The following is a 25,016-nucleotide window of genomic DNA, read 5'->3' on the forward strand; positions in this document are numbered from 1 at the left end:
ATCTGTCGATCAAATTTGATCTTGGCCTTGCTGGCGTCAGGGTTCCCGCCCTTGCGTCGTCCCTGCTGCCGGGCCTGAGCGATGCGCACGGCGGCCTCTACGGCGGCCCGCTCGTCAAAGCTTGCCACCCGAAAGCATGCCTGCCGGCTGATCGTTGCCAGGTACTCGGGACCGGCCTGCCCAGCATTGACCAATATCTCGCTCAATGCTGGCGTCGGGATGATGATTTTCACCCCTTCTTCCGAAAGATTTTCGATCAGAAAATCGACACGCTCTTTCGCGCGTGGCGTTGAAGCGTTTGCATTTTCCTCGAATACGAAGATCAGAATGGAAGCATCGAAGACGACCATTAGTGCAGTTCGCCTTCATCGTCGCGGCGCAGGTGTTCCAACTCTGCAAGCGGATCGGCAATCTCTTTCCATTGACTGCCCGTTATCGACCGCAGGGCGTGAACGGTATCGCTAAGGCTATCGGTTTTCAGAACGTCGAAGCGATGCACCCGGAACCGCAAAAGGGTCCACTTGCCGTTGGCTTCACGGATCCACCGTCCCGTTCCGTGGATGCGTAGCGGCTCGAACAGGTGCTTACCGAGTTCGCGGGCGATGTGCCGGGTCGTGTCGCAATTCGTGTAGGTCGTATCGCCATTCTGCAGGCGCAGGCTGATGCTCTCGTCCTTGCCGCCTACGGAAATGAGGATACCGTCCAGGTGGCCTTCCTGATTGAACGGACCATAGCTCTGCGACTTCTGACGGGTGCGCCCCGGAAATGCCAGCAATGCGACGTCTTCGGTCGGACCGTCGATATAAATACGCCCTACCGCGTTGTCGTTCGCGAGGCGGTCGTCAATCTGGTCAAAGACCTTGGCCATTTCTTTGGTCGGATTGCCCCGGCGAACATCGCTCAAGCGGGCCGTGACCTTGGGTAAATCTTCGTGTTCAATGCGGACCGCAATCTTGGTGCTGCCCTTTTCCAACCCTGCGAAATGAACAGCATTGTCCTTGCCGAGCAAAGCGGCGAAATCAGCCATATATTCCGCCAGCTTCGCCATCGGAATAGTTTCCGGCGAATAGGCATCTATATAGAAAATCAGGCGTCTTTCGTCACTCATTTGACCGGTCCTGGACCTTTATCCTTCTGGTTGCGCAAACGGTCCGTCACGTGCTGCCAGCCGATTGCTCCGAAAATTTCACTGGCCTCGTGAGATATGGAAACAAAGCCAGAACAGAAAGTATGCCAGATCGCATACGTTGTGGCTAGCAATGGCTCATCGCCCATTCGATAGCGTTCCGACTGCACTAGGGCAGGGGATGAAGCTGCACGGACCATCCGGGCGGCGCACCCTTGCAAAACTCCCGGATAGCCGTCTCACACAGATGCACGGTGGCGGGCTTCGCGCCGCATTTCTCGCATTTTAGACGGGGAACGATCTCGCCCAGGTGATGGCCCGGCCCAAGGCTGCGGACCATCATCCTGATCGGGTACCTGATGCTGCGGCCACAGTCGCACTGCACGTCCAGCCAACACCCCTCGACCTCGTTCAAGCGGGCTTTCAGGGCCAAGGGAACGCCATAGCCGGGCGGATCATCCGGCATGGGGCCGCTCGTCGCCCAGGTGACGGGCCAGGCGCTCATAGGCGACCGTCAATGCCTGGCGGCGCTCGATAGGATGCTGGATCGCCAGGGCGGCCTTGTAGGCAGCAGCAGCGGGGAGGCGGCCCGCAAGGTCGGTCAGATAGTCCAGAGCCTCCAGCACGTCCCTATCGTGGCGGAAGTCGCGGTCCTCTGTCTGCTCGATGGCGGTGGCCAGGATGGCCAGGGCGTCCCGCTTACCGTTGCCGTCTGCGCCGTCATGCGCCCATACCCCGAAATGCGTCACATCCCGGTAAATCTTGCTGTAGTCCATCGATGTTGCCCCCATGAATTAGAACAATACTAGAACACATTTTGGGAAATGTTGTTGCGTATAGCTGATTTTAATCTTCTCAATATACAGTCCAGATATGGCAAAAGGCCCGCGCTTTACACCTCGACTGGCCAAACCCGCGAAACCGACAACGGCCGCCGAGGGCGCACCGCACGTCCGCGCTTTCATGGTCAAGCTGTTCGACCGGCAGGACGGCGCGGCAGCTGACTGGCCCCTCATTGCGGAAACGCTGCTCAAGGAAGCCTTCGCCGCTATCGATCAGGCGACAGCCGATCCCAGGACGGCCGCGCTCGCTCTCTCGATCACGCGGCGGGTCCATAGCGGGGCTTATGATCGGATCACGGCGGCCTCGGCAGATGCCTTTAAGGATGCACCGCCCCAGGCAAGGTCAGCCTCTGCTGTCGATTACGAAGGCCCGCAACACCATCCGGCCGACAAGCCCGACACGCCATTAGCCCGATAAGAACGGGGCTACGCCGGGCAGGTCCTCCGTGCGTTGCCAGTCGAAGCGAGTGATCCGTTTGGCGATCAGCCGGCCAGCGTCGCTGCGCACATACTCGTCATTGTATATGACGCCACTCGTCGACATGACCCGTTTGCCGTCGCGCGCCCCACCCAGGAGGCATAGAACCTGAGCGGCCCCTGTCGGGAGAGGCCACGTAGGCCGGGATATTTCTGGAAAAACTGCTGCCTTTATGCGGCGAACTAAACGATTTGACGGCACCAAACGTTTAGATTATGCCTTGCCCTCTGATCGGAGGCTTCATGGACGCGATTAAAACGATCCGCCGTAAGCTCAGAGAGGTTGAGGCTGCCCTCCAGCTGCTGGAAGGGTTGCGAGACGCCGCGAAAACTGACGCGGGAAGAATGACTGATTTCGGCCGCGTCCTGCTAGCAGGCGCCCGGGACGCCGGGATCAAGCAGAGTTTCATGGCGAAGTTACTAGCGATATCTCCAGGCGCAGTGTCTCAACACTACAACAAATAAATGCGGGCCGGGAGGCTGTAACGGTGAGCAAATCTGTATTTATCAGTCACGCCGTGAAAGACCGCGAACTGGCGGCGGAAGTTGTTACGCTGATCGAAGAAGGAATTGGTGTTCCAGAAAGCGAGATCTTTTGTTCATCGCTACAGGGCTATGGAATTCCTACCGGTCAGAACTTTATTACATACATAAAGGCCCAGCTGCTGGAGCCGAAGGTCGTCGTCCTTCTACTAACTCCAGCCTATTTTGAAAGCAAGTTTTGTATAAGTGAACTGGGAGCTGCATGGATCAAGTCACATGCAATATTTCCAATATTAGTGCCGCCGCTACAGTATAGCGACGTAAAAGATGTATTGTTGGGCACGCAGGTAATCAAGATCGAAGATGATATTGGTTACAATGACCTGCTCGCAACGCTTCGCGAGCAGATTGCATGCACGGAAAAATCTCAGACTAAGTGGGATACAAAGCGACGAGCGTTCTTGAAGGCCATAGAACCCTTGCTTGCGAAGGTGGAAGGTCCGACCCACGTTACAGCAGCCGATCACGCGAAATTAGCAGGTGAACTATCGGAGGCGCGGGCCGAGCTTGACACCTCTGAGGAAGAAATCCGCAAACTCAAGAAACAACTTGCCGAAACCGAAGCCTTGAAAGATCGTGCAGCCGTAGCGACGGTACAGGCGAGCTTTGCCGACCAAGACAGCGAAGATGATGTTTCCGGCGCTTTCAACGCGCTTACAGATGAAATTAAAGAATACCGTTCGATGCTGAAAGGCGCGGCCGTGATGACTTTTGTCCTGAGCGATTATTATAACCAACCGTATACGATCGAATGGCATAGTGACAAAGCAGAATTTGAGGCGGCTGCGCGTTTCAAGTATATCGATCTTGAAGATGGGGAGCGCGTTAACTGGTCGAACAAGACGATGAAAAGTCTCAAATCCAAGCTCGCGGAGCTTGAAGAATTCATGTTCGAGCATGGGCGGGAATTAGCTAAAAGTGAAGGCTCGTCCCCACTTGACCCTACGGCCCAGGATTTTTGGGAGTACCACTACGACCTATGAATTTCTGCGGCTGCTCCGAATATTCCAAAGTGAGACGGATTTCATTCCCCTGCTCCAGTACTTTTTGGGTATGCCTCAGTCGAACCAGTCCCGGAATGGTCTTTTATAATCAGCTTGACCATTCAAATCGCACCGCTATCATGATACCTATCCTAATCGAACCGAATGGCAGGTTGCATGTTCGTCCGCGCCTATCTGCGCGCTTCTACCTCTGAACAGGACGCGACACGGGCGCGGGCGCAGCTCGACACCTTTGCGGCCGGGCGAGGCCTGACGATCGCTGCGGCCTATGTCGAAAACGAGAGTGGGGCGACACTGGCCCGGCCGGAGCTATTCCGGCTGCTGGCCGATTGTCGACCGGGCGACGTGCTGCTGATCGAGCAGGTTGATCGCCTCTCCCGCCTTTCCTCAGATGACTGGACGAAGCTACGGGCTGAAATCGACGCCAAGCGGGTGCGCATCGTGGCGCTTGATCTGCCTACGTCATGGAGCCTGACGACGCCGGCTGATGAGTTCACCGGGCGCGTCTTCCAGGCCATCAACGGCATGCTGCTCGATGTCCTCGCCGCCGTAGCACGCAAAGACTATGACGACCGCCGCCGCCGGCAGGCGCAGGGGCAGGCCCGCGCCAAGGCGGCCGGCCTCTACAAGGGTCGCCAGGAGGATACCAAGCGCAACGAGGGCATCGCTGCCATGCTGCGCGGCGGCTCACCTTGGAGCCAGATACAGGCTGCCACCGGTTGCAGCCGGTCTACGATTGCGAGGATCGCGAAGCGACATTCTATGGCGGCAGAGTGACAGCTTGAAATTGATGAGCGTTGCCTCACCTTTAACGTCGTGCTGCTTGGCCGAATTTGAAAGCTAATTATATGGAAGCCGAAAATGAATACCTAGATCTTCCTGACGACTCTGAGGAAGCCTTCGCTGTCCTCCACCGTCGTAAGTTCAAGGAGCTGGAAAGTCGGTGGGAAAATAACGAAGGTGGAAATAATTTCTATCATGAACGCCAGTACGTTGACGGCCTAGTCGCCTTTGATGAAGTTCATAACCTCGGTATTCTCACTGCCTTTCGAGATCCTCCAACGAATGACCGCCAGTTCTCCGATTTTTTTCAAGACTGTAGACGCGTCGCAGAAGTATCCTCCCAAAAAATCCTGATGGAAGCCGCGCGGCGATTGAAAACTGGCGCAAGTAATATTGTCGTGCTGGATGCAAATGCCCGTCAGGGCATTCATGCTTTAATCGAAGCTATCCGTGAAAAACTGAATGGGCTATCTCTTTCAGAGAACAAACGCGAGTCGCTATTTAGCAAACTCAACTCTTTCGCTTCGGAGTTGGATCGCAATAGAACACGAACCGAAGCCTTCTACGCTTTTGCTGTCGACACTGCACGCGTTGCGCACGAAGTGAACGATGAAATCAAGCCGCTCCAGCAAACCATAGATAGGATTTTCGACTGGTTGGATAAGGCGAAGAAGCTCAAGGACGCGCTTCCGCCTTGGCAAGATCGCAAAAAGATTGAAGGTCCGCCGAAGCGGATCACCCAAAGCGACGAACTCGATGATGAGATACCTTTTTAAAGGGTAGTAGGAGCAACGGCGATGGCCTGCCGTTCATGCTCCTGGATTAGATATGTTAGATAGCCGCGGATCAAGTTGCAGTAGAGACGCGCCTCGTGCGGCTGGATGGCTATGCCAGCCTGCAGGTCTGTTCCATGCCGAACACCACCTCCTGTCGGCGACGAAAGGAAACCGTGTAGCGTCGTCATCCAGGTTAGAATTTGCTCTTGGGCAGTACCTCGTCCCTGAGAGCGCATTTCACTCATTATTTTATTAAAGTACTTGCCCTGCACACTGCTGTCGTTCGCGCCTGATGCACGGAAGGCCGTCGAAGCTGTCTCTAAAAGCCATAGCAGCTCCTGAACGGCACGCCTGCCCTGCCCTTCCACAAGGAGCCGGTCGGCGGCATCAAGCGACTCTGTGATAAGTGCGTTTGCCTGCGCAGCCAGGGAGGGCATTTGATGCGGGACCGCTACAGGCGCGTAGTCGTTCGTCGCAACTAAGCGAGGAGGTCGCAATTCGTATCCAGCCGCATGCTCGGCGAGGACGCGGTTGATTAGGACGACGTCAGGAACAGCAATGCCTTTTGCTTCCAGCCCGACGCAGGTTTCCCAAAAAGCCTCTATGAAAAGCGGCGCATTATCAGCAGCTTGGCCCATGGTCTTATCTAAATCGGACCACGCCCAGCTCAGGGTGCTGCTCCCGCCGGCGCTTCCGCCAGAGAAGGCGGCTTTAAACCATTCGACAATATGCTTTGGATCATCCTTTTGTTGGGCGATCCGTTCGATGAATTCGTAAAATGCGTTCACAACGCCGCGTGGGGCTGCCCCTGGGCTGCTGAAACGCCATGACTTCTCAAAATCCAGCATAGTCACTATAACCTGACGCGTCGTTTTCCCATGATCTCGATAAGATACTCGCCGGTATCAACTGATAGTAGGAACGGATTACTGTTTTATAAGTCAGTAGCATGAGCGATTTTTGCAGTTTTCGGATCGTAGATATAATCTTTAATCGAGCCGTCTTTTATGCGTTCAACGGCTTCGTCTATAGCAAATAAAGGCACAAGAAACCATTCCCTCGGAACGACCGGAGTCCCGAAGCGATCATTGATTTCTATATCGACACGCGCCCGGCCAAAAATCCTGTGAATTAGATTTTCTAATTTATTCCGATTTATGTTGAACAGGTCATAGGTCGCGATAATTTCCACATCGGCCATGAGGAACGTCGGATCTATACGGGCATTGGAAATCCGTCGTTCGATGCTGCCACTCGTAACTCCGATCTTATGGAGAATGTTGCGGTTAGCAGCCACTATGGGGTGATCCGCCTTGCTTCGCAGCACGTAGATCGTGCCGCTTGCCTCATCCCCATCCTCATCTTTATCGGCGAACAACGGCCCCGCAGTCGGGTCAGTGATTCGTCGGCCTGACTCGTCCTTATAGAGCGCACGTTGAAGCGACCGCAAAAGCAGATCGCTTTCTGTGCCGTTCGAATAGATGACCCTTAGCCGAGCGTCAGACTCACCGTTCGGTGCTTTGAACGTCTCTCCCAAGGATGCGACATACGCCGTCTGTCCGCCCAGAATGAAAAACTGACCGGCCTTGATCTCGGCTTTTGAGAAGCCGGCGTCTTTGACGAACTTCCGTGTTGTGCGGAAGCCGTTGTCGAGCTCGATCTGAACCTGCTGGAAAAGAGGTTTGAACGTCTCGAAGTCCAGGCATGGTTCGCGGGTAGCAATGTCCTCAGCTTCACGCTTCTGGGCACTGGTGCGGACATGGCGCAGTTGAGTGATGTCGGATGAACCTGCAGCCCCCTCCAGTTCGGCAAGCAGCTCATCCTCATTCATGGTGTCAGGCTGGGCTTGGGTCTCGCTCAAGGCCCCAGACAGCAATCCCTGATGATCGAGCGGCGCTAGAAGCGCCCGGCACTCCTCCTGGGTACGCAAGCGGTCAAGCCGCACGGCATATAGACGCTCGAATATATCGCCCTCTTCACCGTGCCGGGGAGGACGTCCGTTCATTTCCATGAACCGCTGGATGTCCTCAAATCCGGCGATGATCCGCTCCTCGCGTGCGGAACGGCCGCCCTTCTTTTCCGGAGCCGCAAATTCTTCGAGCTCGGAGCGCAGCTCATCAAGGTCGAGATCACTCATAGCGGCCCTCATCCTTGAAGCGGACGAACGCGGCAGCGCCTTCGGCCATGCGCTTTTCCCAGGCGTCCGCTGAACTGATCGACGGAAGCCGGCCACGCTCTTTCTTGAACCGCACGGCACGCACGGCCAGCTCTTTCGCCTCTGCTGGCGTCAGCGCGGTCCGCTTGGCGGCAATCGCCGCAGCGACCTGCTTCAGGCTGTCCTCACTCATGGTTTTAGCAAGGATCGAGTAGGCTTCGCCGAAAGGATTGATCCGATCGATCAGGTCAATGTCCAGTTCACGCACGTCCATCGCGAACTTGCGGACGCCATCGACAAAGGCCGTGTTAGCGCCCTCCTCGCTCAGGGAACCGCCGGAAGCGACCTCCTTAGCTTTTTGCGTGAAATTGAGCGCCGCCACGGCATGCTGACGAACGGCCTCCTGGTCTTCTTCGGCCAAGTGCGGAAATTTATCCTTGATGATTTTGCCCATCCGCTGCTGGGTCAGCTCCTCCGGCACTAGCTCCGGGTCGAAGATCCCCCGCTCGATCGTCGTCTTGTCCTGAACGAAAGCCGCAATCACCTCGTTCAGATCCTCCTGACAAACGCGTATCGCCTCCTCGCTCTTGGGCATCACCAGCCCTTTTATCTCGATCTGGATTGTACCATTCGGATGAACGCCGACATTGCATTTGTCGGTTTCGTAGCCGCGTTCGCCATATTCGACGCCGATGACCGGGCCACTCTGCGGATTTTTCGGCCTGAATTCGAAGCGTGGCACAAGCACCTGCTCCATCAGCAGGCTGGCCGCTATGGCTTTCAGCGTATCGTTGACGGCCTCGGTGACAATATCGTCTGCAGCAGCTGGTTCAGCGATCAGGTTGGAGAAGCGCGCCCGCGTTTTGCCCGGCGCGTCGCGGGTCGCTCGACCGATGATCTGCACGATCTCGGTAAGACTGGAGCGGTAGCCGACCGTTAGAGCGTGTTCGCACCAGATCCAGTCGAACCCCTCCTTCGCCATGCCAAGAGCGATTATAATATCGACGTGGTCGCGATTATTTTTCTGCCGATAATCCTTAAGTGCAGCGGAGACACGGTCGCGCTTGACGGGGTCATCATCGACCAGATCGGCAATGCGTAGGACGCGTCCGTCCGGAGCAGCGACGAGCTGGAAGCCCGTGGCTGGGTCGGTCCCCTGCCACGAGCCCAACGTCTCTATGATATGCTCAACTTCTTTGATTTTGTCCTTAGTACTCTCGCGCGAATTGACGTTCGGAATGTGGATAATCGTCTTCTCAGTCGGGTTCAGCACCTTCAAAATGTCGTCGGCATAGGAGTCAGAATAAAAGAAGTAACCAATATCCAGCTGCTTCAGATGTTCATAGCCGTTTAGCTGTTCGTAATAGGTGTAGGTGACGCTCTCAAACTTTCCCTCATCCTGCGGCGACAGCACGGCCTCCGCGTCACCCCGGAAATACGAGCCGGTCATCGCAACGATATGCACCCGGTCACGAGCAATGAAGTCGCCAAGATGCAAGCCAAGCTTGTTCTCGGGATTGGCTGAGACGTGGTGAAACTCGTCAACCGCGATCAGGCGGTCATCGAACGCTTCGATCCCAAATTTATCAACGGCGAAGCGGAAGGTCGCATGGGTGCAAACCAGCACCTTATCATTGCTCCCAAGGAACGCACCGACCGAACCGACCTTGCCGCCGTTGTCGTTGCCTGGAGCATCGCAGAGGTTCCACTTCGGCTCAACATGCCAATCAGCCCAGAAGCCATGCTTGCTCAGCGGTTCGTCGTGAAAGCTAGAGCCAATCGATTTCTCCGGCACGACGATAATTGCCTGCTTCAGCCCCTGATTGGTAAGCTTGTCGAGCGCGACGAACATAAGCGCGCGGCTTTTGCCCGAGGCCGGCGGCGATTTGATCAAAAGATACTGCTCGCCGCGTTTCTCGAAAGCGCGCTCCTGCATCGGCCGCATGCCGAATTCATTGGCTTTGGTAGAGCTTCCATTTCCAGCATAGGAAACTGAAACAGAAGGTACCGATTTGATAGAAATTGTCACGCGCTAGCCTCCGTCCTCTTTTTGACTGTCCCCTGGCTGGCGGACATTTTAGTGTAAAGCTCGAAGAGTTTTTCAAGCCGCTCAGTATCATTCTTAAATCGACGTCCAATATAGATACGTTCTAATACTTCATCGTTGCGTTCATGTACCTCGCGTAGATCATTAGGCATCGCCTCAGGATCATATAGTTCAGCTATCGTTGCGGGAAAATGACCCTCACGCACGAACAGAATACTTTCAGCACATTGGGCAAGATCCAACTTGTTTTTCTCTGTTAACATAGGAAGTGGGAATGTATTCCATCCCAAGGTATTTGAATATGAAAAGTCCATTCTCATTCGCACGCAAACTGTGGCAATCCAAACAAGATGCATCCGACTTGCAATAATCGAAAGCAACCAAGGCTCCGGGTTATAAATCACCGCTGCTCTATCTGAAACTACAGTCGAGTCGTCGACTAGCCCACTTGGTAGATAAGGCCGTCTCTCGGACGAAACTCGGGGAACGATGAGAGCAGTGCCAGCTCGATGGGGAGCAAAAACGAAACGGTGCGGCGTTTTGGCATTCGCGTTTGCCTGTGACCCCTTACTTTCGCTTCGCAGTTTCCGGACATTATCCAAACGATCTCGCAGGATCGGTATCGAATTTGCTTCCGCTAATTCATCATCTTCAATCCAAAAACAAAATCTGGCTGCGCCTCCAATGAATTCACTAGAACCTACATACATCTTAACGAATTTTTTTATTTCAGGGTTTTCTTTAATAAGCTGTTCTTTTTCGAAATGGCTTATAATAAGATTCCCGCCGTCAGTAGGCTTGTTACCGTAGTCCATTCTAGGGAGACCATTAATCGGCCTGGACATTTTTGTGACTATAATATTACCCATTGGTATTAGATATGGACCTATGTTATCAACGAGCCGCATTTCATCTTTTTCGTAAACGGCCTTCTTTTTATTAGTGGCCCTAGAAATTCCGACGATAACAACTGTTACGCCCGCGTTTGAGCTTGCTAAATTGCTCCAATGAAAAGGCCTATGCGCGAACGATATTACTAGACCTCTTTCAAAAATTAGAGGCCATATCATGGCCACTTGTTCGCCCTGACAAATCGATTTTGTAGCCACAAAAGCACACTCTGCATGAGGTACTAAGCGAATAAATTCAGCTCCTTTTAAGTACCATGCAGCAACGTAATCTAGATCCTTGAAACTTGATGACTGCCCCTTAAAAAGAGAAGATAAATCTTCCTGCTGCTCAGCGTTTCGCCAACGACTGCCCAGATACGGAGGGTTGCCGCAGATATATGTTTCGCCGCCTTCATTCTCAAAATCGATCTGTGCTTGATTGAGTGGCGTATGAAATAGATCATCGGCATGATGCTTGACGTCAGTTCCGGTGGGCGGGCAGATGCTCAGCCAATCGAGGCGCAAGGCGTTCCCACAGGTGATCCAGTTTTGTGCGTCAAGCGGTAAAAAATCGCGAAGTGCTTCTCTCTGACCTCGATAAGTAACGTCGCTCTGATATTCGGCAATAATTAGCGCCAGACGGGCAATCTCTGCAGGAAAATCGCGTAGCTCGATCCCGCGAAAGTTGGTCAGAGGAATTTCCGTGGACCGGTCGGCCTCCCCACGGCGACGATTGATCTCCGCCTCAACGGCCCGCATTTCCTTGTAGGCGATGACCAAAAAGTTGCCGGAACCGCAGGCCGGGTCGAACACACGGATCTTCGATATGCGCTTTCGCAGGTTGAGCAGCATACGCGCATTGTCGCCAGCCTCGTCCAGCTTCTCGCGCAGATCATTAAGGAAAAGCGGGTTCAGTACCTTTAGAATGTTCGGCACACTGGTGTAATGCATACCAAGCGCGCCACGTTCATCATCGTCAGCGACAGCCTGGATCATCGAGCCGAAGATATCCGGGTTGATTTTCTTCCAATCGAGCCTACCAATGTGCAGGAGGAACGACCGGGCCAGGCGGTTGAAGCGCGGCACATCCGTACTGCCCGAAAACAAGCCGCCGTTCACGTAGGGAAAACGGTCAGCCCAACGAGGAACGCCTGCGTTCGTTCGGTCATCCATCTTGGTGTTCATGGCGAGAAACAACGAGCTGATCACCTCATGGGTGTTAGTTGAGTCCTTGGCGCTCATAGTTTCGATAGCCAAGGTAAAAGCACCATCTCCCGCAAAAATGTCGGTGTCTTCAGCAAAGAAGCAGAAGATCAGCCTCGCCATGAAATGATTCATGTCAGGGCGGCGTTCGGCGGTTCCCCAGTCAGGATTGTCTTTCAGCAGCTCAACGTAAAGCTTGTTGAGTCGGCTTGTCGCTCGTATGTCGAAGGAGCTTTCGCGAACCTGCCTGACCGTGGTGATGCCAGCCAACGGCAGGAAAAAGCCGAAATGGTTCGGGAAATCCGAATAGGTACAGGCGACTGGCGCGTCATCGGATGTTACGTCTTCCGCCTCGAACAAGTCCCCGTCGGTTGCCAGCACGAACCGCGCTTTTGACCTTGCCGTTGCAGGACTATCCTTCAGGCGCGCAAGTGTATTTGAGACTTCGCCGGGGCTGCAGGTCGCTATATGAATGTTGTTTGTTTGAAGAACACCACCTATATCTGATTTGTTTGAGGCGCCGCTGCGAAGACGCTTGAGAGTCGTTTCCTTGTTGCCAAATGCTTCAAGAAAAGCATATGGGAATTCGGCAGCATCAAACGGACGCTCAGCTAAAATGGATATTGCTTCTTCGATCTCGACGGCGTTCATGCCACAGATTTCCGAGTTTTAAGTGCTATTGTCTTCAAAGCTATTCCGGCTCCCCGCAGACAATTATCAAGATCTGATATGACGTTCCCCAAGGGCGCCCTTCCATGAAGCTTAACCGTAGCTGGTTTACGCTTGTGTCCGCTAGCCCCTTCGAGTGCCCCGCGTTGTCGGCTTAGGGAAATGGTAGCGTCTCCTCCACTACGTGATGGCGCAGGGGGGATCATGGAGAGGCGCATAATTTCGGTCGAACAGGCCGAGGCGGAAAATCCCGGCGTCCCATCCGTCCCAGACCTCGCCAAGCCCTTCGGGGGCGTCAATGGTCAGTGGGAACGGCTCAAGGCGGCGATGCGGCCGGGCGATGACCTGGTTGCCTTCAACAGCCCTTTCGAAAGTTGGCGAGCTCGCTGCGGCCGTCGCGGCGTCGCCCTGGTGCGGGACGGCGAAACCGTTTTGGAAGTCGTCACGATGCTGAACTGAAGGCAGGCGGGGCTACGCCTCGAACGTCAGGTGCGGATCGTGGTCGCGGCCGTCATATCCGGCCGGATTGCAGAGGATGCGGGTAGCGCCCAGGCGATAGTCGGACCTGGCATGGATATGGCCATGAACCCACAGGCTGGGGCGGCGGTCCAGGATCAGGCGTTCCAGGTCGGTCGCGTAGTAGTGGCTCAAGGCATCCCCCTCCTCCGCTTCAGGGAGCGATCGGCGGGACGGCGCAAAGTGGGTCATGACGATTCCGCCCGCCTCGATGCGCTCGGTCAGGAACCGCACCTGCTCAGCATGGCGGGCCTTTACGCCCTCGACGGTCAGGCCGCGCACACGGCGGAAATCGTTCATCCCCTCTTGGCATTCCCGCTCGATCTCCGGATTGCCGCCGTCGAAGTCGGTCCAGAGGGTGCAGGCGGTCACGCCGAACGCTTGGAAGGCCGGCCCGAAGCGATAATTGTCCCGCACGGCCGGGGCAGTCTCGTCGTCCCACTCCCCGCCATAGCCGTAATGGTTGCCGGGAATGTCGACCACGGCATTGAAGCGGTCGCACAGGCGGTCGATCACGGCCCGGTAGATGTTGCGGCGGCGGTATGAACCGGTGTCGCCGGCGAGCAGCAGGACGGTGTCCCGGTCGTCAGGCATGGGCGGCAACAGCCGGTCGATATGCTTCCCTGCCTTGTAGGGGTTTTCCGGCCAGAATTCCGAATGAACGTCAGAGACAAGCCGGTAGCGCATGGCAGGAGGAATTCAGTGCCAGTGATAATCGATGCCTTCGAGCATGGCGTGCGTCGTCTCCCTGGACGACTGCAAATGCGCCGCCTCGGCATCGGCCTGGGATAGTTGCGCCGGATGCGGGACGACATACAGGCCCGCGCCGGCATATCCGTCACGCTGCACGTCATCGATGGCCTTGTTGGCTATCACGCCAAACAGGTTATCGGCGCAGGCAGGGCAGGCATCGACATAAGGAACAAGCGCCCGGTAGGCAGCAGCGATCAGCTCTCTTGCCAGCTCGCGCCCGTCGATCACGCCGCGCTCGTCAGGCTCGATGTTCCAGGCCAACTCGAAGGGCATAGGCGTCTCCCCAGCCGGAATTTGAGAAGGTTAGACCGGATAGGCACGGCGGCACCATGCCGATGCGCTGAAAGGCATCTATCCAGTCGGGGCGGAAATGGCCCGCAAATGCGATTTAAAGCCCGTACAGGGGCGCGAGATTTTTCAGGGGTCGGAGCGACCCGAAAACAGAAAGAGCCTACAGGCGCGAAAAAAATCCGGGGTAGGCGGTCAATCCACAACGGACCGCATAGGCGCGCCGCGCGCCAGCACTTCCCCGTCCTCGGTCTGCCAGAACTTCATGCCCTTCATGCAGTCCGGCACGTCCGGTAACCGATCCTCGACCGGAATCCCTGTAGCGTCGGGCGGCAGGAGGTAGGTCTTCCGCTTCGTGATGATGGCCGTCCACGGCCGGAAATCCGCATGGATGACGGTCACGACAGACCCGGCAACTGGTCGGGTTTGGGCTGCGGGACGTAGCGGGCGACCTTGATTTGATCCTCGCGGCCGCGCGCCTGGGCGATGTCGAACGCGTTCTGCATCCGCATCAACGTGTCCATCTTCACGCCGAACGCTTTTTCGATCCGCAGGGCCATGTCGGCCGACAGGGACACGCGCTCGTTCAGCAGCTGGGAGAGGGTCGGCCTGGTCACGCCAAGAATTTCGGCGCCCTCGGTGACGGAAAGCCTGTGCGCCCCGATGATTTCCGTTCGTATAAAACTGCCGGGATGGGCAGGATTCTTCATTGTGTAGATTTCGTCGTCCATAATCCGGCCTATCGAGATTCTAAAGAGTTTAGCAGGGGGTTCGGTGTCGTGTAAAGCAACGCCGAACACTCACCGCAACACTTCTCCTGCTGAGCCCCTTTCTTTCTTATGCCTTTGTTTGATCCCAAGCCGGAGGCGAAGAAGAACATGCCTTCGTCCCGAACAATTATGATGCAGCACGTAAGGACGGACCAGTCACCCCGCCAGGGGCCGCAGCGTTAGCGGAGGACGGCGAAGCCGTTGACGGCCCGTCCGTCGTGCTACGATTGGTGCATCGGGCAATCATAAAAGTATCGGGCGCAGCCCGATTCCGATTCTCTGACCGCGTTAGCGGTCCTTTCATTGAGGCGGGCGTAAGCCCGTCCGCTTACGGCCCGTCAGGGCCGTCTCTTCTGCGTCAAGGATCGTCACCCGTATGGGCGGCGACGAAGTGCCGGGGTCGGCATGACTCTAGAGCCTGTCCGCGATCAGCGGGACGCCCGGTTATCCGCTTCTTCTTCTTTCAATGATTCAAAAGATTCTAAGATTCCGGGCCGGATCAAACAGCTGGATCAATGGCTTGTAACTTTAATTATGAGGTTTCCGGGGACTCCTGTGAGGAATTCGGGGAAAAACACCCTCTTACTATGAGAGATTCGGGGCGTACTATGAGGAATTCGGGGCGTTATTATGAGGTTTCCGGGGATGGTATGGTAAATCTCCGTTAACTTATCCACAGGCTCCCCCTCCAACTATGAGGTTTTCGGGGAAGCCCCTCCGGCGCCTGCAAGTGCCTGATTTCATAGGCACCGGCACGCACCAACTATGAGGTTTTCGGGGGCCTCAGCCGCTTGCGGTCCTGGCGCATCATGCGGCCTATGGAAGGCTGCGCCGGCGACACCGTTTCGGTGATACCGCTGATCCGGGCGCGGCGGCCGAGCTTGGTGCGATGCACCTCCTGAAAGGCCTCCTTCAGGGCGTCGGGGTCTTTCTGCCACCAGCCGACCGCGACTTCCGTGACCTTCTTGCCCTGCTTGCTCGGCACCACGCTCAAGCTGAAGGCGGCGAGCGCGTTGATCTCGTCCACGGCCGGCTTGATGACATGCTTGTTCAGTTCGCCGAACGTGCGGTAGCGGCCGGGCTGGACACCGAGGAGGTCGCGGAACTCGTCGAGCGTGTAAACATGGTGCGATTTCCGCTCCAAATTCACCAGCTGCGCGACGTTCTCATAGAGGCTGACGGCGTATTTCGAAGTGAAGGCCATCAGGACCGGCAGGGCGATCTTGCCCCAGATGGTGGACTTCGCCAGCATCTTGATGAGCCGCTTGTCGAAACTGTAGGTCAGGACGCCGGCGGGCCGCTCGGGGTCGTCCATGTCGTTGCCGCCGAGGAACTGGACCCGTGTCCGTCCGGTCGGCGTCTTCACGTTGAGAATGGTGCGCATCAAGGCCTCGACGGCCTCCTCGACCATCTCATAGCCCTTGTGACTGTCCGGCTTGAGGTCGTCGATCTCGACCGTGTAGTCCCTGCCCTCCTGAATGCCCTGGCGGTGCGCATTGTACCAAAGGATGGTGATGGCGCGGCGGGCGTTCAGCGTCAGGAGGTGATGGCCGGTGATCTGGATCAGCTCCGCCGGCTTGATCGCCTCGCGGTTGCGGGGCGTCAGATCCAGGGTCAGGAGCTGCGCTGTCTTCTGTTCGGCCATAGGGGATCGTACATCACCGCCGTCGCCGCTAAAAATGAAAACTTTACAGGACGCAGTTTCATACACATCCCCGAAAACCTCATATTTGCGGGGGTTCGGGGCGGTATGACGGTGAAAAACCGTCCTTGCATCAAACGCTTGAAGCCGTTGCGGATCGGGCGCGCCTCTTCCCCGAAAACCTCATAGTATCCGCGGCCAGCAAGGCTTTCAGGACGATGCGGGCTTGGCCCCCCTGCCCTGCTCCTTCAGCTCACGCTGCAAGGCCGCGAGCGCATGTTCGACCGTTTCACCGACAAGCCACCCCTGCTGATCGGCGATCGCGTAAAAGGCCTCGACCGTCTCCGGCGTCGTGCGGGCGTTGAACTGCGCGGTCCTGCCCGTGCGGTGGCGGCGCGGTTCGCGCTTCGCCGGCGGGGTCTGCACGGGTACGGGTGCGGGCGCAGCCATGGCGGCAGGCGCCACGGGCGGGCGTTTCACCACCTCGCGGCTCGGGAAGTTCGCCGCCTCGGCAATGGCCCTTACCTCCTCCGCCGGCGGCGCGGCCGGATCGGACGCGGTTTTGGGAGCGAAGGCGGACACGTCGATGTCGTCCGCATCGCCGTCGAAGATGCTGGCGCGGGGCTTGTTCATCACGCCACCTTCGCCTGGCTTGCGGCTGCGGACGGCTTCAGGATCGCCAGCACTTCGCCGGTGAAGGCGAGCGCGTTGTTCCGTGCCGCCTGGATGTTGCTGACCTGGGCAGGGTCGAGATCCGACAGCGAGCCGCCGAAGGCGAAGATGGCGCGGAAGGCGTCGCGCTCGTGCATCTGCGTGCCGAGCACCCTCACCCCGCCTTCCATGAACTCGGTTTCGATCGCCTGCAGGGTGCGCGGCCGGATCGCGGCACTCGTGCGGGTGAACAGGATCGCCGCCGGGATGATACGCCTAAACGCCTTCTCCTGCGTGCGCACCAGCTTGACCGCTTTCACAGCCTCGGCCGCGTCGAGCTGGCTGCCCTGCGTCGGGATGATGACCAGGTCGGCACGGCTCATGGCGTAAGCCACCATGGCAGAGGCCGTGCCTTCCAGATCGACGATCACAAAGGCTGTCTTGCGGGCCGACTCCTCGATCTGGTCGATGACGCTGTCCTCGGTCACGTCGGCGATGACATTGAGCGTCGTCGGCGCGCCGGGCCGCTTAGCCCAACGCGATACCGGCTTGTTCGGGTCGGCGTCGATGATCGTGACGGAGGCGCCCTTCCCCGCGAGTTCGGTGGCGAGGATGACGGCGGACGTTGATTTGCCCGCGCCACCCTTCGGGCTGGCAAAGACGATGGTTGGCATGGTGGCCCCTTGGACAAAGGGTTGAAGCTCGTGCGCGTGATGCGCTTTCGACCATGCTGCCGTAACTGCTAACAGTCAGTCAACAGCTAACATGCATGTAGCAGATCACTAACTGCTATCAGTTAGTCAACTGCTCACTGTCTGCTAACAGCGAGAAGCACTAACTGCTAGCAGTCTGATCACAGTTAGTTAGCTGTCCGTGAGCAATAAGCAAGCAGTCGGCTTCCAGCTGACAAGCCGCTATCATATGCAGGTTCGTCGACCGGAGTCGCAGCCATGACGCCTGAACTGGTGATCCGACCTCTCCAATGGTCCGTCCTGCCGGCTTTGGACGAAGCATATCCGGTCGATAAGGACGACATGGCCTGCCTTGCGGAGATCCGGGCAGTCCTTGCGCGCCACGGGAAGCTGGGTCGCTTCGCCATACACCTGGCGCACAGCCATTTCGAGCTTGCGCCGGATGAGGTGCTGATCGAACGACCGGACGAGGACGGACGGACGCAGCACGTAACGGTCGGCCGCCTGGAAGACGCCCCCGACGCCATCCCGACAACCTGGCTGTTCCAGGATGATGAGGGCACCCTCGACCTGTCATCCGCCGGAACGATCTATTGCACCTGTGCACCTACGCCGATGTCGCAAGGGGCCTGCGCCAAGCATGTCGGAACGAACGCGCCATCCGAGGAGCAGCTGAAAAACGAGGCCATCCGCGACCGACGTATCGCCGAGGAGCAGGCTCAACTTCGTCAGACCCCTGCCCGCCGCCGCAAGCCCGGTGACTACGATTAACGGTTACGCCGGAATTCCGCGGTCAGGCCCTGCCGCTGCACCTGATTTTGCTTGATCCCGTTCAGAACGGTTTGTCCGGCCCGTTGGATCGCCTTGACCCTGTTTTCGTAGCGGTCGTGGGCTTTCCTGATGTTGTTCTGCTGCTGCCCTTGCCGCGCGGCGCGGGCCTCGCCGCCCAACCCTGGGGTCGTGGGTTCGTATGCCCGGCCCGGCCTGTCCTGGTTCTTGTGAATGGACGTAGCGAGATAGAAACGCGCGTTCGTCATGGCGTCGTCGAGCCGGCGAAACGTATCGAGCGCTTTATCCTGGGCCTCAGCTGTGCGGTATTCGCGGTAGAATTGCAGGCCCGAGGCCTGATTGAAGCGGGCAATCAGTTCCGGCGCATCGTCGCTCATGCGAGACCTGCAAAGTTTGCGGGATCGGACGCATTCGAGCTACGCTTTATGCATGACAAAAAAAGACAAAGAAATAGCGGCCATCAACGATAACGGGTTTGATGTCGCCAAGGCGCAGTACGCAAGCGATTACATGGAAGGCGTGCTTGAGCATTTTCGCGAGCAGGAGATCGTCCCCACGTCGGTTGCCCGCGCGTTGATGGATGCCCTGTTTAAATACAGCCCCGGCGATCCTTACGCAAAGAAACCCAATGAGGGCGACCTTTGGGCTGGGCTTTCCTGCCTGTCTCCGGCCGAGGACAATCTCAAAGAGCGCGTTAGGGTCTATAATCGCGCGCTCGACCGCATAACGGCAGCCCGTCCTGCGGAAAACGACGAGCCTATGGACCCTCTCTGCCTGGTGCCGATGCCGGACAAGGACAAAGAGAAAATCCGGGCCATGCTCGAAGCGATGGCTGCCGGGGAAGCGAGTGCCGAGGCGGGGCGTCCCGATGGCAATCCCGCCTAGCCCGGTCCAGGTCCACCGGACCGGGGCGGGCGGCGAGGGCGGGTATCATCGCGGATGGTCCGTCCGGCCCGGTTTGCATGTCCCTGCCTGCGCGCCTGCGTTCGCTGTCTGAGCGGGCCATAGGCGACGATACGCTCGGCGTTACGGGCACGCCATGCAGTCTGCAGTTCCGCTTTCTGCTTCTGGTGCGTGACCGTCAGTTGTTCACTCCTGGCGAGAAATTCGGCGCGCAGCTTGGTGCGGTCGCGGCCGGCCTCGACATCGATCTTCTTATGAGCGGCCGCGATTTCCCGGACGATCTGCCGGGCCATCTCCTTGCGCTCCTTCAGCTGCGCCTTGCCGACGATCTCATGGCGCTGCCGTGATGAGATCAAGCTGTAGAAAATGGTGAGGGCGTCCGCCTTCGGGTCCATCTGCCGGGCGGTCTGATAAACGAACGCCATGCTCCACAGCTTCGACAGGAAGCCGCGCTCCGCCTCTAAAAACGTATCGCGCTCCTTCTGCTGGCGCTCGAAGAGGTGCCGCCAGCGGACCCGCGCGAAGTCCTGGATCTCAGCCGCCCGCCCCGTCTTTCGCTGCAGAGCCGAGGCGTCGATCCGTTCCTGCATCCGGCCATAGGTCCGGTTCAGCTCGTCGCGCTGCCGGCCGTGGCTCGCCTCCATCTGCCGGCCGATGGCATAGAGCTGGGCGTCTTTCTGCTTCTGGTCGGTCTTGACGAACTCGGCGCCCAGATTGTCGTTGGACGTCTTCAGGCCCGCCTCATAGGCAGACCGCTCCACCCGGCCGGCCTCGACCGCCTGTCCCTGCGCCCGGCGTTCGTGGTTCGCCTCGCGCTGCGGGCTGCGGATAAGGCCCTGGGCGCGCTCGTAATGCAGCGCCCATTCCGACAGCTTCAGCCGGGAGTTTTTCAGGGGGGCCGCGACGCCGGTCTCCGGGTTCACCCGGTTCACCAGCACATGCACATGCGGGTGGGGGGTGTCGTTGTGGCTGATGACGATCGCCTGGTGCGCGTCGAGCCCGAGGCTTTTCAGCGTTTCCTTCGCGGCCTTCAGCTGCTCGGCGCGGTCCGGCTTCTCCTCTGGGTGCCAGGCGAGAGAGTAGGCGTAGACGGGGGCGGTCAGTTTGCGTCCCGTCGCCTTCACACCGGCGGCCGCTTTGAGCTGGGCCTGCGCGATCGCGGTATGGGTCATCATCCGCCACCCGCGTTCGGGATCGGTCGTCGCCAGGTTAAGATTTTCGGTCCAGGCGATGCGGGCCGTGCCGGCATTCACGGACTGGCCGTCCTCCAGCTTGTCGTGGAGATAGTAGGCGGCCGCCCCCTTAAAGCTGCGGCCGGTTTTCGTCTCGACGGGCGTCATAGAGGCGGTCCAGGGCGGCGTTGATGCGCCTCGCCAGATCCTCGATGACAGGCAGTTTGACGGGTCGGCCGGCGTTGAGGTGCTTGGCGACCTGGTTGAGATTGACGCCGAGCCGCATCAGCGCGGTGGCGATCACGGCCTCGCTTCGCGCCGCAGCTTGGGTCGGCGGCAGGCGATAGCCGAGCGACCGCCGCCGCATGAACTCGGCCGCGGTCAGCCCGTACAGTTCGGCGGTCGCATCCAGCTCGGCCCGTTCGGCGACGGTCAGGCGCACCCCGAGGGGTGTGCCGCGAACCTCGTCGAACGCCTTCTTTGGCCGGGCCATGTCGCACCGTTTCCGTCCTTGCCGCAGGATCGTAAGACCGCGCGGCGGGGGAGTTCCAAGAGGGGGGTCTTCCCCTCTCCTTGGCCAGAGTTTTTGTGTAACAAAAACACATCTGGCTACCCTTCTGCTCCGTTCAGAATAGCTCAGCCGCGTTAAGTTTTCCATAACCCTATGCAACCCCGCCCTTGAACTGACCCGGACCCGCTGCGAAACCCCTATATGCAACCCCCCTCCGGGCCTCTCCGAAAACCTATCTGCCAAGCTGAGCAGCACAGGATAAACCGGCATCTGAAACCGTCACGCGTCTCCCGCCATCAACGAGTATCCGCGCGAGACCGATACATGGGTTAGAGGATCATCCGGTTTTGCGGGTGAAGATCGACCACAGACGACGGCGTTCGGACACGGTCGGTCCTGGGGCATCCGGCGGAGCAGGGGGCGGCGACTGGTAAGTCAGGAGACGTTGCATCAGCTCGCGGCGCTCGCTGCCCTCCCGGTCCAGGCGCTGCCGGAGATCATCGACCTGGTCGGACCATTGCCGACGTTCCCGCTCGGTCGCGTCTTTCATCAATGCCAGCATCTCACGCAGCCGGAGCACTTCGGCCGCCAGCTCTCCCGAGAACGCCGCGGGTTGCCGATCGGCAGTCGACGGGGGTTCCGAGCCGGTTGCGGACTGCGCCGGGGGATAGACGCGAAACAGCTCCGAGGCGTCGATCTCGTATCCGCCGCTTTCGAGCCTTGTGGCGGACAGCTTACCGCTTTGGATATCGCGCGAGACGGTGCCCTTGGATTTCTTGGCGACCTTCGCTGCCTGGCTGAGACTGAATTTCATGCGGTCGGGGCGTTCACCGTTGGGGTTCCGGATCGTTCGATTGGCTGTTTTGCAACGTTATCATGCAACCCCCGCCCTCCGTTTACTGGAAGGTTGTATCTATCCCCATCTATTCGCGCCGTGTAGCTTGGCCGGGTCGCCCGTCTATGGGGGTCCGACCATGGGAACATTGCTGGCCTTCATCGTCGCCGGGACCGTCGCGACGTATCTTGGCGTGCCGCTGATGGAGGTCTTCGGCTGGTGGGGGCACCCGCTGCTGAGCCCGCTGATCCTGTTCGCCGCCAGCTTCTTCGGCGTCTCCGCTTTGATGACGACGCTCGCGGCCGGGCTGGTCCTGCGGGGCGGCGGATTATGGAGCACGTCGCTCGTACGGTGGACGATCGGGAAGATCGCCTTTCTCGCCCTGATGCTGCCGACCGCGCTGTTCGTGATCGGGCAGTTCGAAGAGCTGGGCATGCCGTTGGCCTTCTTCGCTGCGATGGCGGCCGATCCGTTTCACGCCTTCATTCCCGGTCACGGCAATGCACGGTTTTCCGGCGACCTTGCGAGCGCCTGGATACGGATCATTCTGTTCCCGTTGCCGGTCGTGCTGTCTTTCTGGCTGCTCGGCATCGAGAAGCGCCTGCTGGCCTACGGCACCCTGCCGCTGCGCCGCCTATGGCGGGCCGTCAAGACAGGCGTCGGCGGCTCTACCGTATTCGACGGCCTGCTTGACGAATGGCGGATGCCCTGGAGGCGGGGCAACGTCATCCTCGGAGAGTCCCTGTACGAACCCGGTCGTCTGCTGGGGCGGCCCGATGACCGGCACATGCTGACGGTCGCCACCAACCGCAGCGGCAAAGGCCGGGCCTGCATCATCCCCAACCTGCTGACCTGGCCGGGGCCGTGCCTGGTCATCGACCCCAAAGGCCAGAATACGGCCGTCACCGCACTCGCGCGGCAGGCGATGGGCCAGACGATCCATATCCTCGACCCGTTCGGCGTCCTCGACCGGCTCCGCCTCGATCCCGTCGATTACGCGGTGAAGCGGTTCAACCCGCTGACCGCGATCGACCTGACGGAGAACGACGTCGTCGAGCAGATCAACAATCTGGCGGACGCGCTGATCGTGCCGTCGCCGCACAGCAACCCCTTCTGGGACAACGCCTCGCGCAAGGTGGTCGCGGGCGTCATCGCTCACGTCCTCAGCTGGGAAAAGCTGAAACCGGAAGAACGGCATCTCGGGACGGTGCGCGAGATCATCTCCGAAACCAACGGCCGCAGCATGAACGACATGGCGCTGCACAAGGGCGTCGCCGGTCTCGTCGAGATCGGGTGGAAAGAGTTTCTGCGGGCGAGCAGCGGCGCCGGCGGCGACATCATGACGACGCTCGCGGTCCATATGGAATGGCTGGATAGCGTGGCGATGCGGCAGACGCTGTCGGCTTCGGATTTCGAGCTGCAGAGCCTGAAGCATCAGGACGCAACCCTCTATCTGGTGATCCCGCCCGAGTACCTGACCACGCATGCGCGCTTCCTCCGCCTGTTCATCACGCTCGCCCTTAAGGCGGCGGGCAGGGGGGTGCGCGGCAAGCACCCGATGCTGTTCATCCTCGACGAGTTTCCGGCGCTCGGCCCGCTGCACGTGGTCGAGGCGGCCGCGGCGCAGCTGTCCGGCATGGGCGTGAAGCTCTGGCCGATCATCCAGAATTTGAGCCAGCTCAAACCCTATGGCGACAACTGGGAAACCTTCGTCGCCAACGCGGGGCAGGTCCAGGTGTTCGCTATGAACGACCAGACCACGGCCCGCTATTTCTCGGAACGGCTCGGTCATCACATCTCATGGCGCAAGGTCCGGAGCAACACGGGCCACGAATGGGTGCCGCAGGGCGCGACCTGGTTCCGCACATCGGCGGAGCTGGCACGCGAGAGCAGCCGCGACAGCGGCCGAGCGATCGTCTTCTACGAGGGCGGCGGGCAGGCCCTGGTACGCCGCGGCGCCTACGACCGCGCCTTCTATCCCTGGCAATATCAGCCCGATCCCTACGAGGCCGGCCGGCGCAAGCCGCTGCGCATCCGGTTCTGGCTGTTCTGCCGGGCGATCTACAAGGCTTGGAAACAGCCCCTCAAAGCCGCTGAAGACGCCTATTACGGCTGGCAGGGATACACCCATAAACGGGCTGGACGGCCATGGGTCGATCCGCGTTTCGAGGAAAGGCGCGATCGTCAACGGCGGATCGAGGCATGGCGACGGGAGGAAGCGGCTAAAGCCGCGAACGGCGGGGCCTCCGTTTCGCCAGACACCGAGAAGCCGATGGCCCAAACCCCGTCCGCGAAACCCTGTTCAATGGCGGCGGGCATGGCGTCCGCAGCTGCAACAGGGCCTGCCCCGCGCGCTACGGCTGAAACCGAACCCGCGGCCGCACGTCCGGTATGGTCGGCTCCATCCTGGTCCGCAACGGATCATCCTACGACGGCGCCGTCATCGCCCCCGTTCCCGCAATCAGCGCCCTCGTCAGCGCCACCGGCCGATGATTTGACGCTCCGGTGGCCTGAGGCGGAAGCGTTCGAGTTCGACCCTCTAAAGCCTGCCGACGTGCTGCAACGACCGAAGAGGAAGGGAAAACCCCGTGGCCGAAAGCCCGCCTCGCCCAAAGCCGCGGAATAAGCGCCTCGCATCGCCCCGGCGAACCGGCACGCGGACATCCAGCAACGGCGAAACGCTGTTCGTCACCGTCCAGGTGGATCGGCGGGCGTACGAGCTGTGCCGCTACTGGGCGAACTTCCACACGGCCGACCCGACGGGAGACGCCGAGCTTCACATACAGGGTTATCTCAATACGGCCTTGGCTGCCGCCCTGAACGACGCGCCGGCAGCTTTCCTCGCCCAATGGCCGGAACTGCCGCTGCCGCCTGCCACGCGTAAGCCGCCGGGTCCAAATGACCTCGACGACGACATTCCCTTCTGAAGCGTGCCAGGATGCAGCCCTAGGCGGAACCGACGCTGCATAGGAGGCCTCG

General features: G+C 58.8%; 26 protein-coding genes. 8 read left to right on the forward strand and 18 right to left on the reverse strand.

All coding sequences use genetic code 11. The features are described from left to right. From MKK84_RS00185 to MKK84_RS00195, 3 genes are all read right to left on the reverse strand, one after another. The coding region (locus MKK84_RS00185) for a hypothetical protein (RefSeq protein ID WP_243916011.1) at positions 1–350 on the reverse strand (350 nt) is incomplete at its 3' end. Further along, the gene (locus MKK84_RS00190; RefSeq protein WP_243916013.1) at positions 350–1,108 is read right to left on the reverse strand and encodes a hypothetical protein; all 759 of its coding nucleotides are present in this window, start codon (positions 1,106–1,108) and stop codon (positions 350–352) included. The genes MKK84_RS00190 and MKK84_RS00185, both read right to left, overlap by 1 nt. Before the next feature lie 473 nt (positions 1,109–1,581). Next, positions 1,582–1,902: a hypothetical protein gene (locus MKK84_RS00195; protein WP_243916015.1), complete on the reverse strand. Its 321-nt coding sequence runs from the start codon at positions 1,900–1,902 to the stop codon at positions 1,582–1,584. Between the two features lie 187 nt (positions 1,903–2,089). Here MKK84_RS00195 and MKK84_RS00200 point away from each other — a divergent pair, with 187 nt between their 5' ends. The 4 genes from MKK84_RS00200 (at position 2,090) to MKK84_RS00215 (ending at position 5,551) form a co-directional block, all read left to right on the forward strand. Next, positions 2,090–2,386, forward strand: coding sequence for a hypothetical protein (locus MKK84_RS00200; RefSeq protein WP_243916022.1), 297 nt, complete (start codon positions 2,090–2,092; stop codon positions 2,384–2,386). 547 nt (positions 2,387–2,933) lie between these two features. Then, entirely contained in the window at positions 2,934–3,971 is a 1,038-nt protein-coding gene (locus MKK84_RS00205; protein ID WP_243916024.1) for a TIR domain-containing protein, read from the forward strand. Between the two features lie 177 nt (positions 3,972–4,148). Next, positions 4,149–4,769 carry a recombinase family protein gene (locus MKK84_RS00210; RefSeq protein ID WP_243916026.1) on the forward strand — a complete coding sequence of 207 codons (621 nt, stop codon included), beginning with the start codon at positions 4,149–4,151 and terminating at the stop codon, positions 4,767–4,769. 71 nt (positions 4,770–4,840) lie between these two features. Further along, entirely contained in the window at positions 4,841–5,551 is a 711-nt protein-coding gene (locus tag MKK84_RS00215; RefSeq protein WP_243916027.1) for a hypothetical protein, read from the forward strand. Here MKK84_RS00215 and MKK84_RS00220 read toward each other — a convergent pair. The 11 genes from MKK84_RS00220 to MKK84_RS00270 all read right to left on the reverse strand — a co-directional run bounded on the left by MKK84_RS00220 (position 5,548) and on the right by MKK84_RS00270 (position 17,809). Next, positions 5,548–6,399 (reverse strand): hypothetical protein, encoded by an 852-nt coding sequence (locus MKK84_RS00220; protein WP_243916028.1) that lies wholly within the window; start codon positions 6,397–6,399, stop codon positions 5,548–5,550. The two genes, MKK84_RS00215 and MKK84_RS00220, sit on opposite strands and share 4 nt — an antisense overlap. Positions 6,400–6,485: 86 nt before the next feature. Beyond that, positions 6,486–7,688: a GIY-YIG nuclease family protein gene (locus MKK84_RS00225; protein WP_243916029.1), complete on the reverse strand. Its 1,203-nt coding sequence runs from the start codon at positions 7,686–7,688 to the stop codon at positions 6,486–6,488. After that, positions 7,681–9,735 (reverse strand): DEAD/DEAH box helicase, encoded by a 2,055-nt coding sequence (locus MKK84_RS00230; RefSeq protein ID WP_243916030.1) that lies wholly within the window; start codon positions 9,733–9,735, stop codon positions 7,681–7,683. The genes MKK84_RS00225 and MKK84_RS00230 overlap by 8 nt, the downstream gene beginning before the upstream one ends. Continuing rightward, positions 9,732–12,497 (reverse strand): class I SAM-dependent DNA methyltransferase, encoded by a 2,766-nt coding sequence (locus MKK84_RS00235; RefSeq protein WP_243916031.1) that lies wholly within the window; start codon positions 12,495–12,497, stop codon positions 9,732–9,734. Before MKK84_RS00235 ends, MKK84_RS00230 begins: the two co-directional genes overlap by 4 nt. 489 nt (positions 12,498–12,986) lie before the next feature. Next, complete coding sequence (locus MKK84_RS00240; protein WP_243916032.1) at positions 12,987–13,718, reverse strand: metallophosphoesterase; 732 nt, start codon at positions 13,716–13,718, stop codon at positions 12,987–12,989. A 12-nt stretch (positions 13,719–13,730) separates the two neighbouring features. After that, positions 13,731–14,057: a hypothetical protein gene (locus MKK84_RS00245; protein ID WP_243916033.1), complete on the reverse strand. Its 327-nt coding sequence runs from the start codon at positions 14,055–14,057 to the stop codon at positions 13,731–13,733. A gap of 210 nt (positions 14,058–14,267) precedes the next feature. Then, the gene (locus MKK84_RS00250; protein ID WP_243916034.1) at positions 14,268–14,474 is read right to left on the reverse strand and encodes a hypothetical protein; all 207 of its coding nucleotides are present in this window, start codon (positions 14,472–14,474) and stop codon (positions 14,268–14,270) included. Next, complete coding sequence (locus MKK84_RS00255; RefSeq protein ID WP_243916035.1) at positions 14,471–14,803, reverse strand: HigA family addiction module antitoxin; 333 nt, start codon at positions 14,801–14,803, stop codon at positions 14,471–14,473. Before MKK84_RS00255 ends, MKK84_RS00250 begins: the two co-directional genes overlap by 4 nt. A gap of 802 nt (positions 14,804–15,605) precedes the next feature. Then, on the reverse strand, positions 15,606–16,553 hold the full coding sequence (locus MKK84_RS00260; protein ID WP_243916036.1) for a replication initiation protein: 948 nt from the start codon (positions 16,551–16,553) through the stop codon (positions 15,606–15,608). A gap of 141 nt (positions 16,554–16,694) precedes the next feature. Further along, positions 16,695–17,117 (reverse strand): stability/partitioning determinant, encoded by a 423-nt coding sequence (locus MKK84_RS00265; RefSeq protein WP_243916037.1) that lies wholly within the window; start codon positions 17,115–17,117, stop codon positions 16,695–16,697. After that, on the reverse strand, positions 17,117–17,809 hold the full coding sequence (locus tag MKK84_RS00270) for a ParA family protein (RefSeq protein WP_243916038.1): 693 nt from the start codon (positions 17,807–17,809) through the stop codon (positions 17,117–17,119). Before MKK84_RS00270 ends, MKK84_RS00265 begins: the two co-directional genes overlap by 1 nt. A gap of 276 nt (positions 17,810–18,085) precedes the next feature. Between MKK84_RS00270 and MKK84_RS00275 the strand changes: the two genes are divergently transcribed. After that, entirely contained in the window at positions 18,086–18,598 is a 513-nt protein-coding gene (locus MKK84_RS00275) for a hypothetical protein (protein WP_243916039.1), read from the forward strand. On the opposite strand, the gene MKK84_RS00280 is transcribed toward MKK84_RS00275, so the two are convergent. After that, on the reverse strand, positions 18,595–18,993 hold the full coding sequence (locus MKK84_RS00280) for a hypothetical protein (protein WP_243916040.1): 399 nt from the start codon (positions 18,991–18,993) through the stop codon (positions 18,595–18,597). The two genes, MKK84_RS00275 and MKK84_RS00280, sit on opposite strands and share 4 nt — an antisense overlap. A gap of 52 nt (positions 18,994–19,045) precedes the next feature. Here MKK84_RS00280 and MKK84_RS00285 point away from each other — a divergent pair, with 52 nt between their 5' ends. Next, positions 19,046–19,501, forward strand: coding sequence for a hypothetical protein (locus MKK84_RS00285; protein ID WP_243916041.1), 456 nt, complete (start codon positions 19,046–19,048; stop codon positions 19,499–19,501). Here MKK84_RS00285 and MKK84_RS00290 read toward each other — a convergent pair. The 3 genes from MKK84_RS00290 to MKK84_RS00300 form a co-directional block, all read right to left on the reverse strand. After that, positions 19,498–20,859 (reverse strand): relaxase/mobilization nuclease domain-containing protein, encoded by a 1,362-nt coding sequence (locus tag MKK84_RS00290; RefSeq protein WP_243916042.1) that lies wholly within the window; start codon positions 20,857–20,859, stop codon positions 19,498–19,500. The genes MKK84_RS00285 and MKK84_RS00290 overlap by 4 nt on opposite strands. Then, the gene (locus tag MKK84_RS00295) at positions 20,822–21,184 is read right to left on the reverse strand and encodes a MobC family plasmid mobilization relaxosome protein (RefSeq protein ID WP_243916043.1); all 363 of its coding nucleotides are present in this window, start codon (positions 21,182–21,184) and stop codon (positions 20,822–20,824) included. The genes MKK84_RS00290 and MKK84_RS00295 overlap by 38 nt, the downstream gene beginning before the upstream one ends. Positions 21,185–21,539: 355 nt before the next feature. After that, positions 21,540–22,016: a hypothetical protein gene (locus MKK84_RS00300; RefSeq protein ID WP_243916044.1), complete on the reverse strand. Its 477-nt coding sequence runs from the start codon at positions 22,014–22,016 to the stop codon at positions 21,540–21,542. A gap of 160 nt (positions 22,017–22,176) precedes the next feature. Here MKK84_RS00300 and MKK84_RS00305 point away from each other — a divergent pair, with 160 nt between their 5' ends. After that, positions 22,177–24,663 carry a type IV secretory system conjugative DNA transfer family protein gene (locus MKK84_RS00305; protein ID WP_243916045.1) on the forward strand — a complete coding sequence of 829 codons (2,487 nt, stop codon included), beginning with the start codon at positions 22,177–22,179 and terminating at the stop codon, positions 24,661–24,663. After that, on the forward strand, positions 24,626–24,964 hold the full coding sequence (locus MKK84_RS00310) for a hypothetical protein (protein ID WP_243916046.1): 339 nt from the start codon (positions 24,626–24,628) through the stop codon (positions 24,962–24,964). Before MKK84_RS00305 ends, MKK84_RS00310 begins: the two co-directional genes overlap by 38 nt. The last annotated feature ends 52 nt before the right edge of the window (positions 24,965–25,016 follow it).

The sequence above is a fragment of the Methylobacterium sp. E-065 genome (assembly GCF_022829605.1).
Lineage (GTDB): Bacteria > Pseudomonadota > Alphaproteobacteria > Rhizobiales > Beijerinckiaceae > Methylobacterium.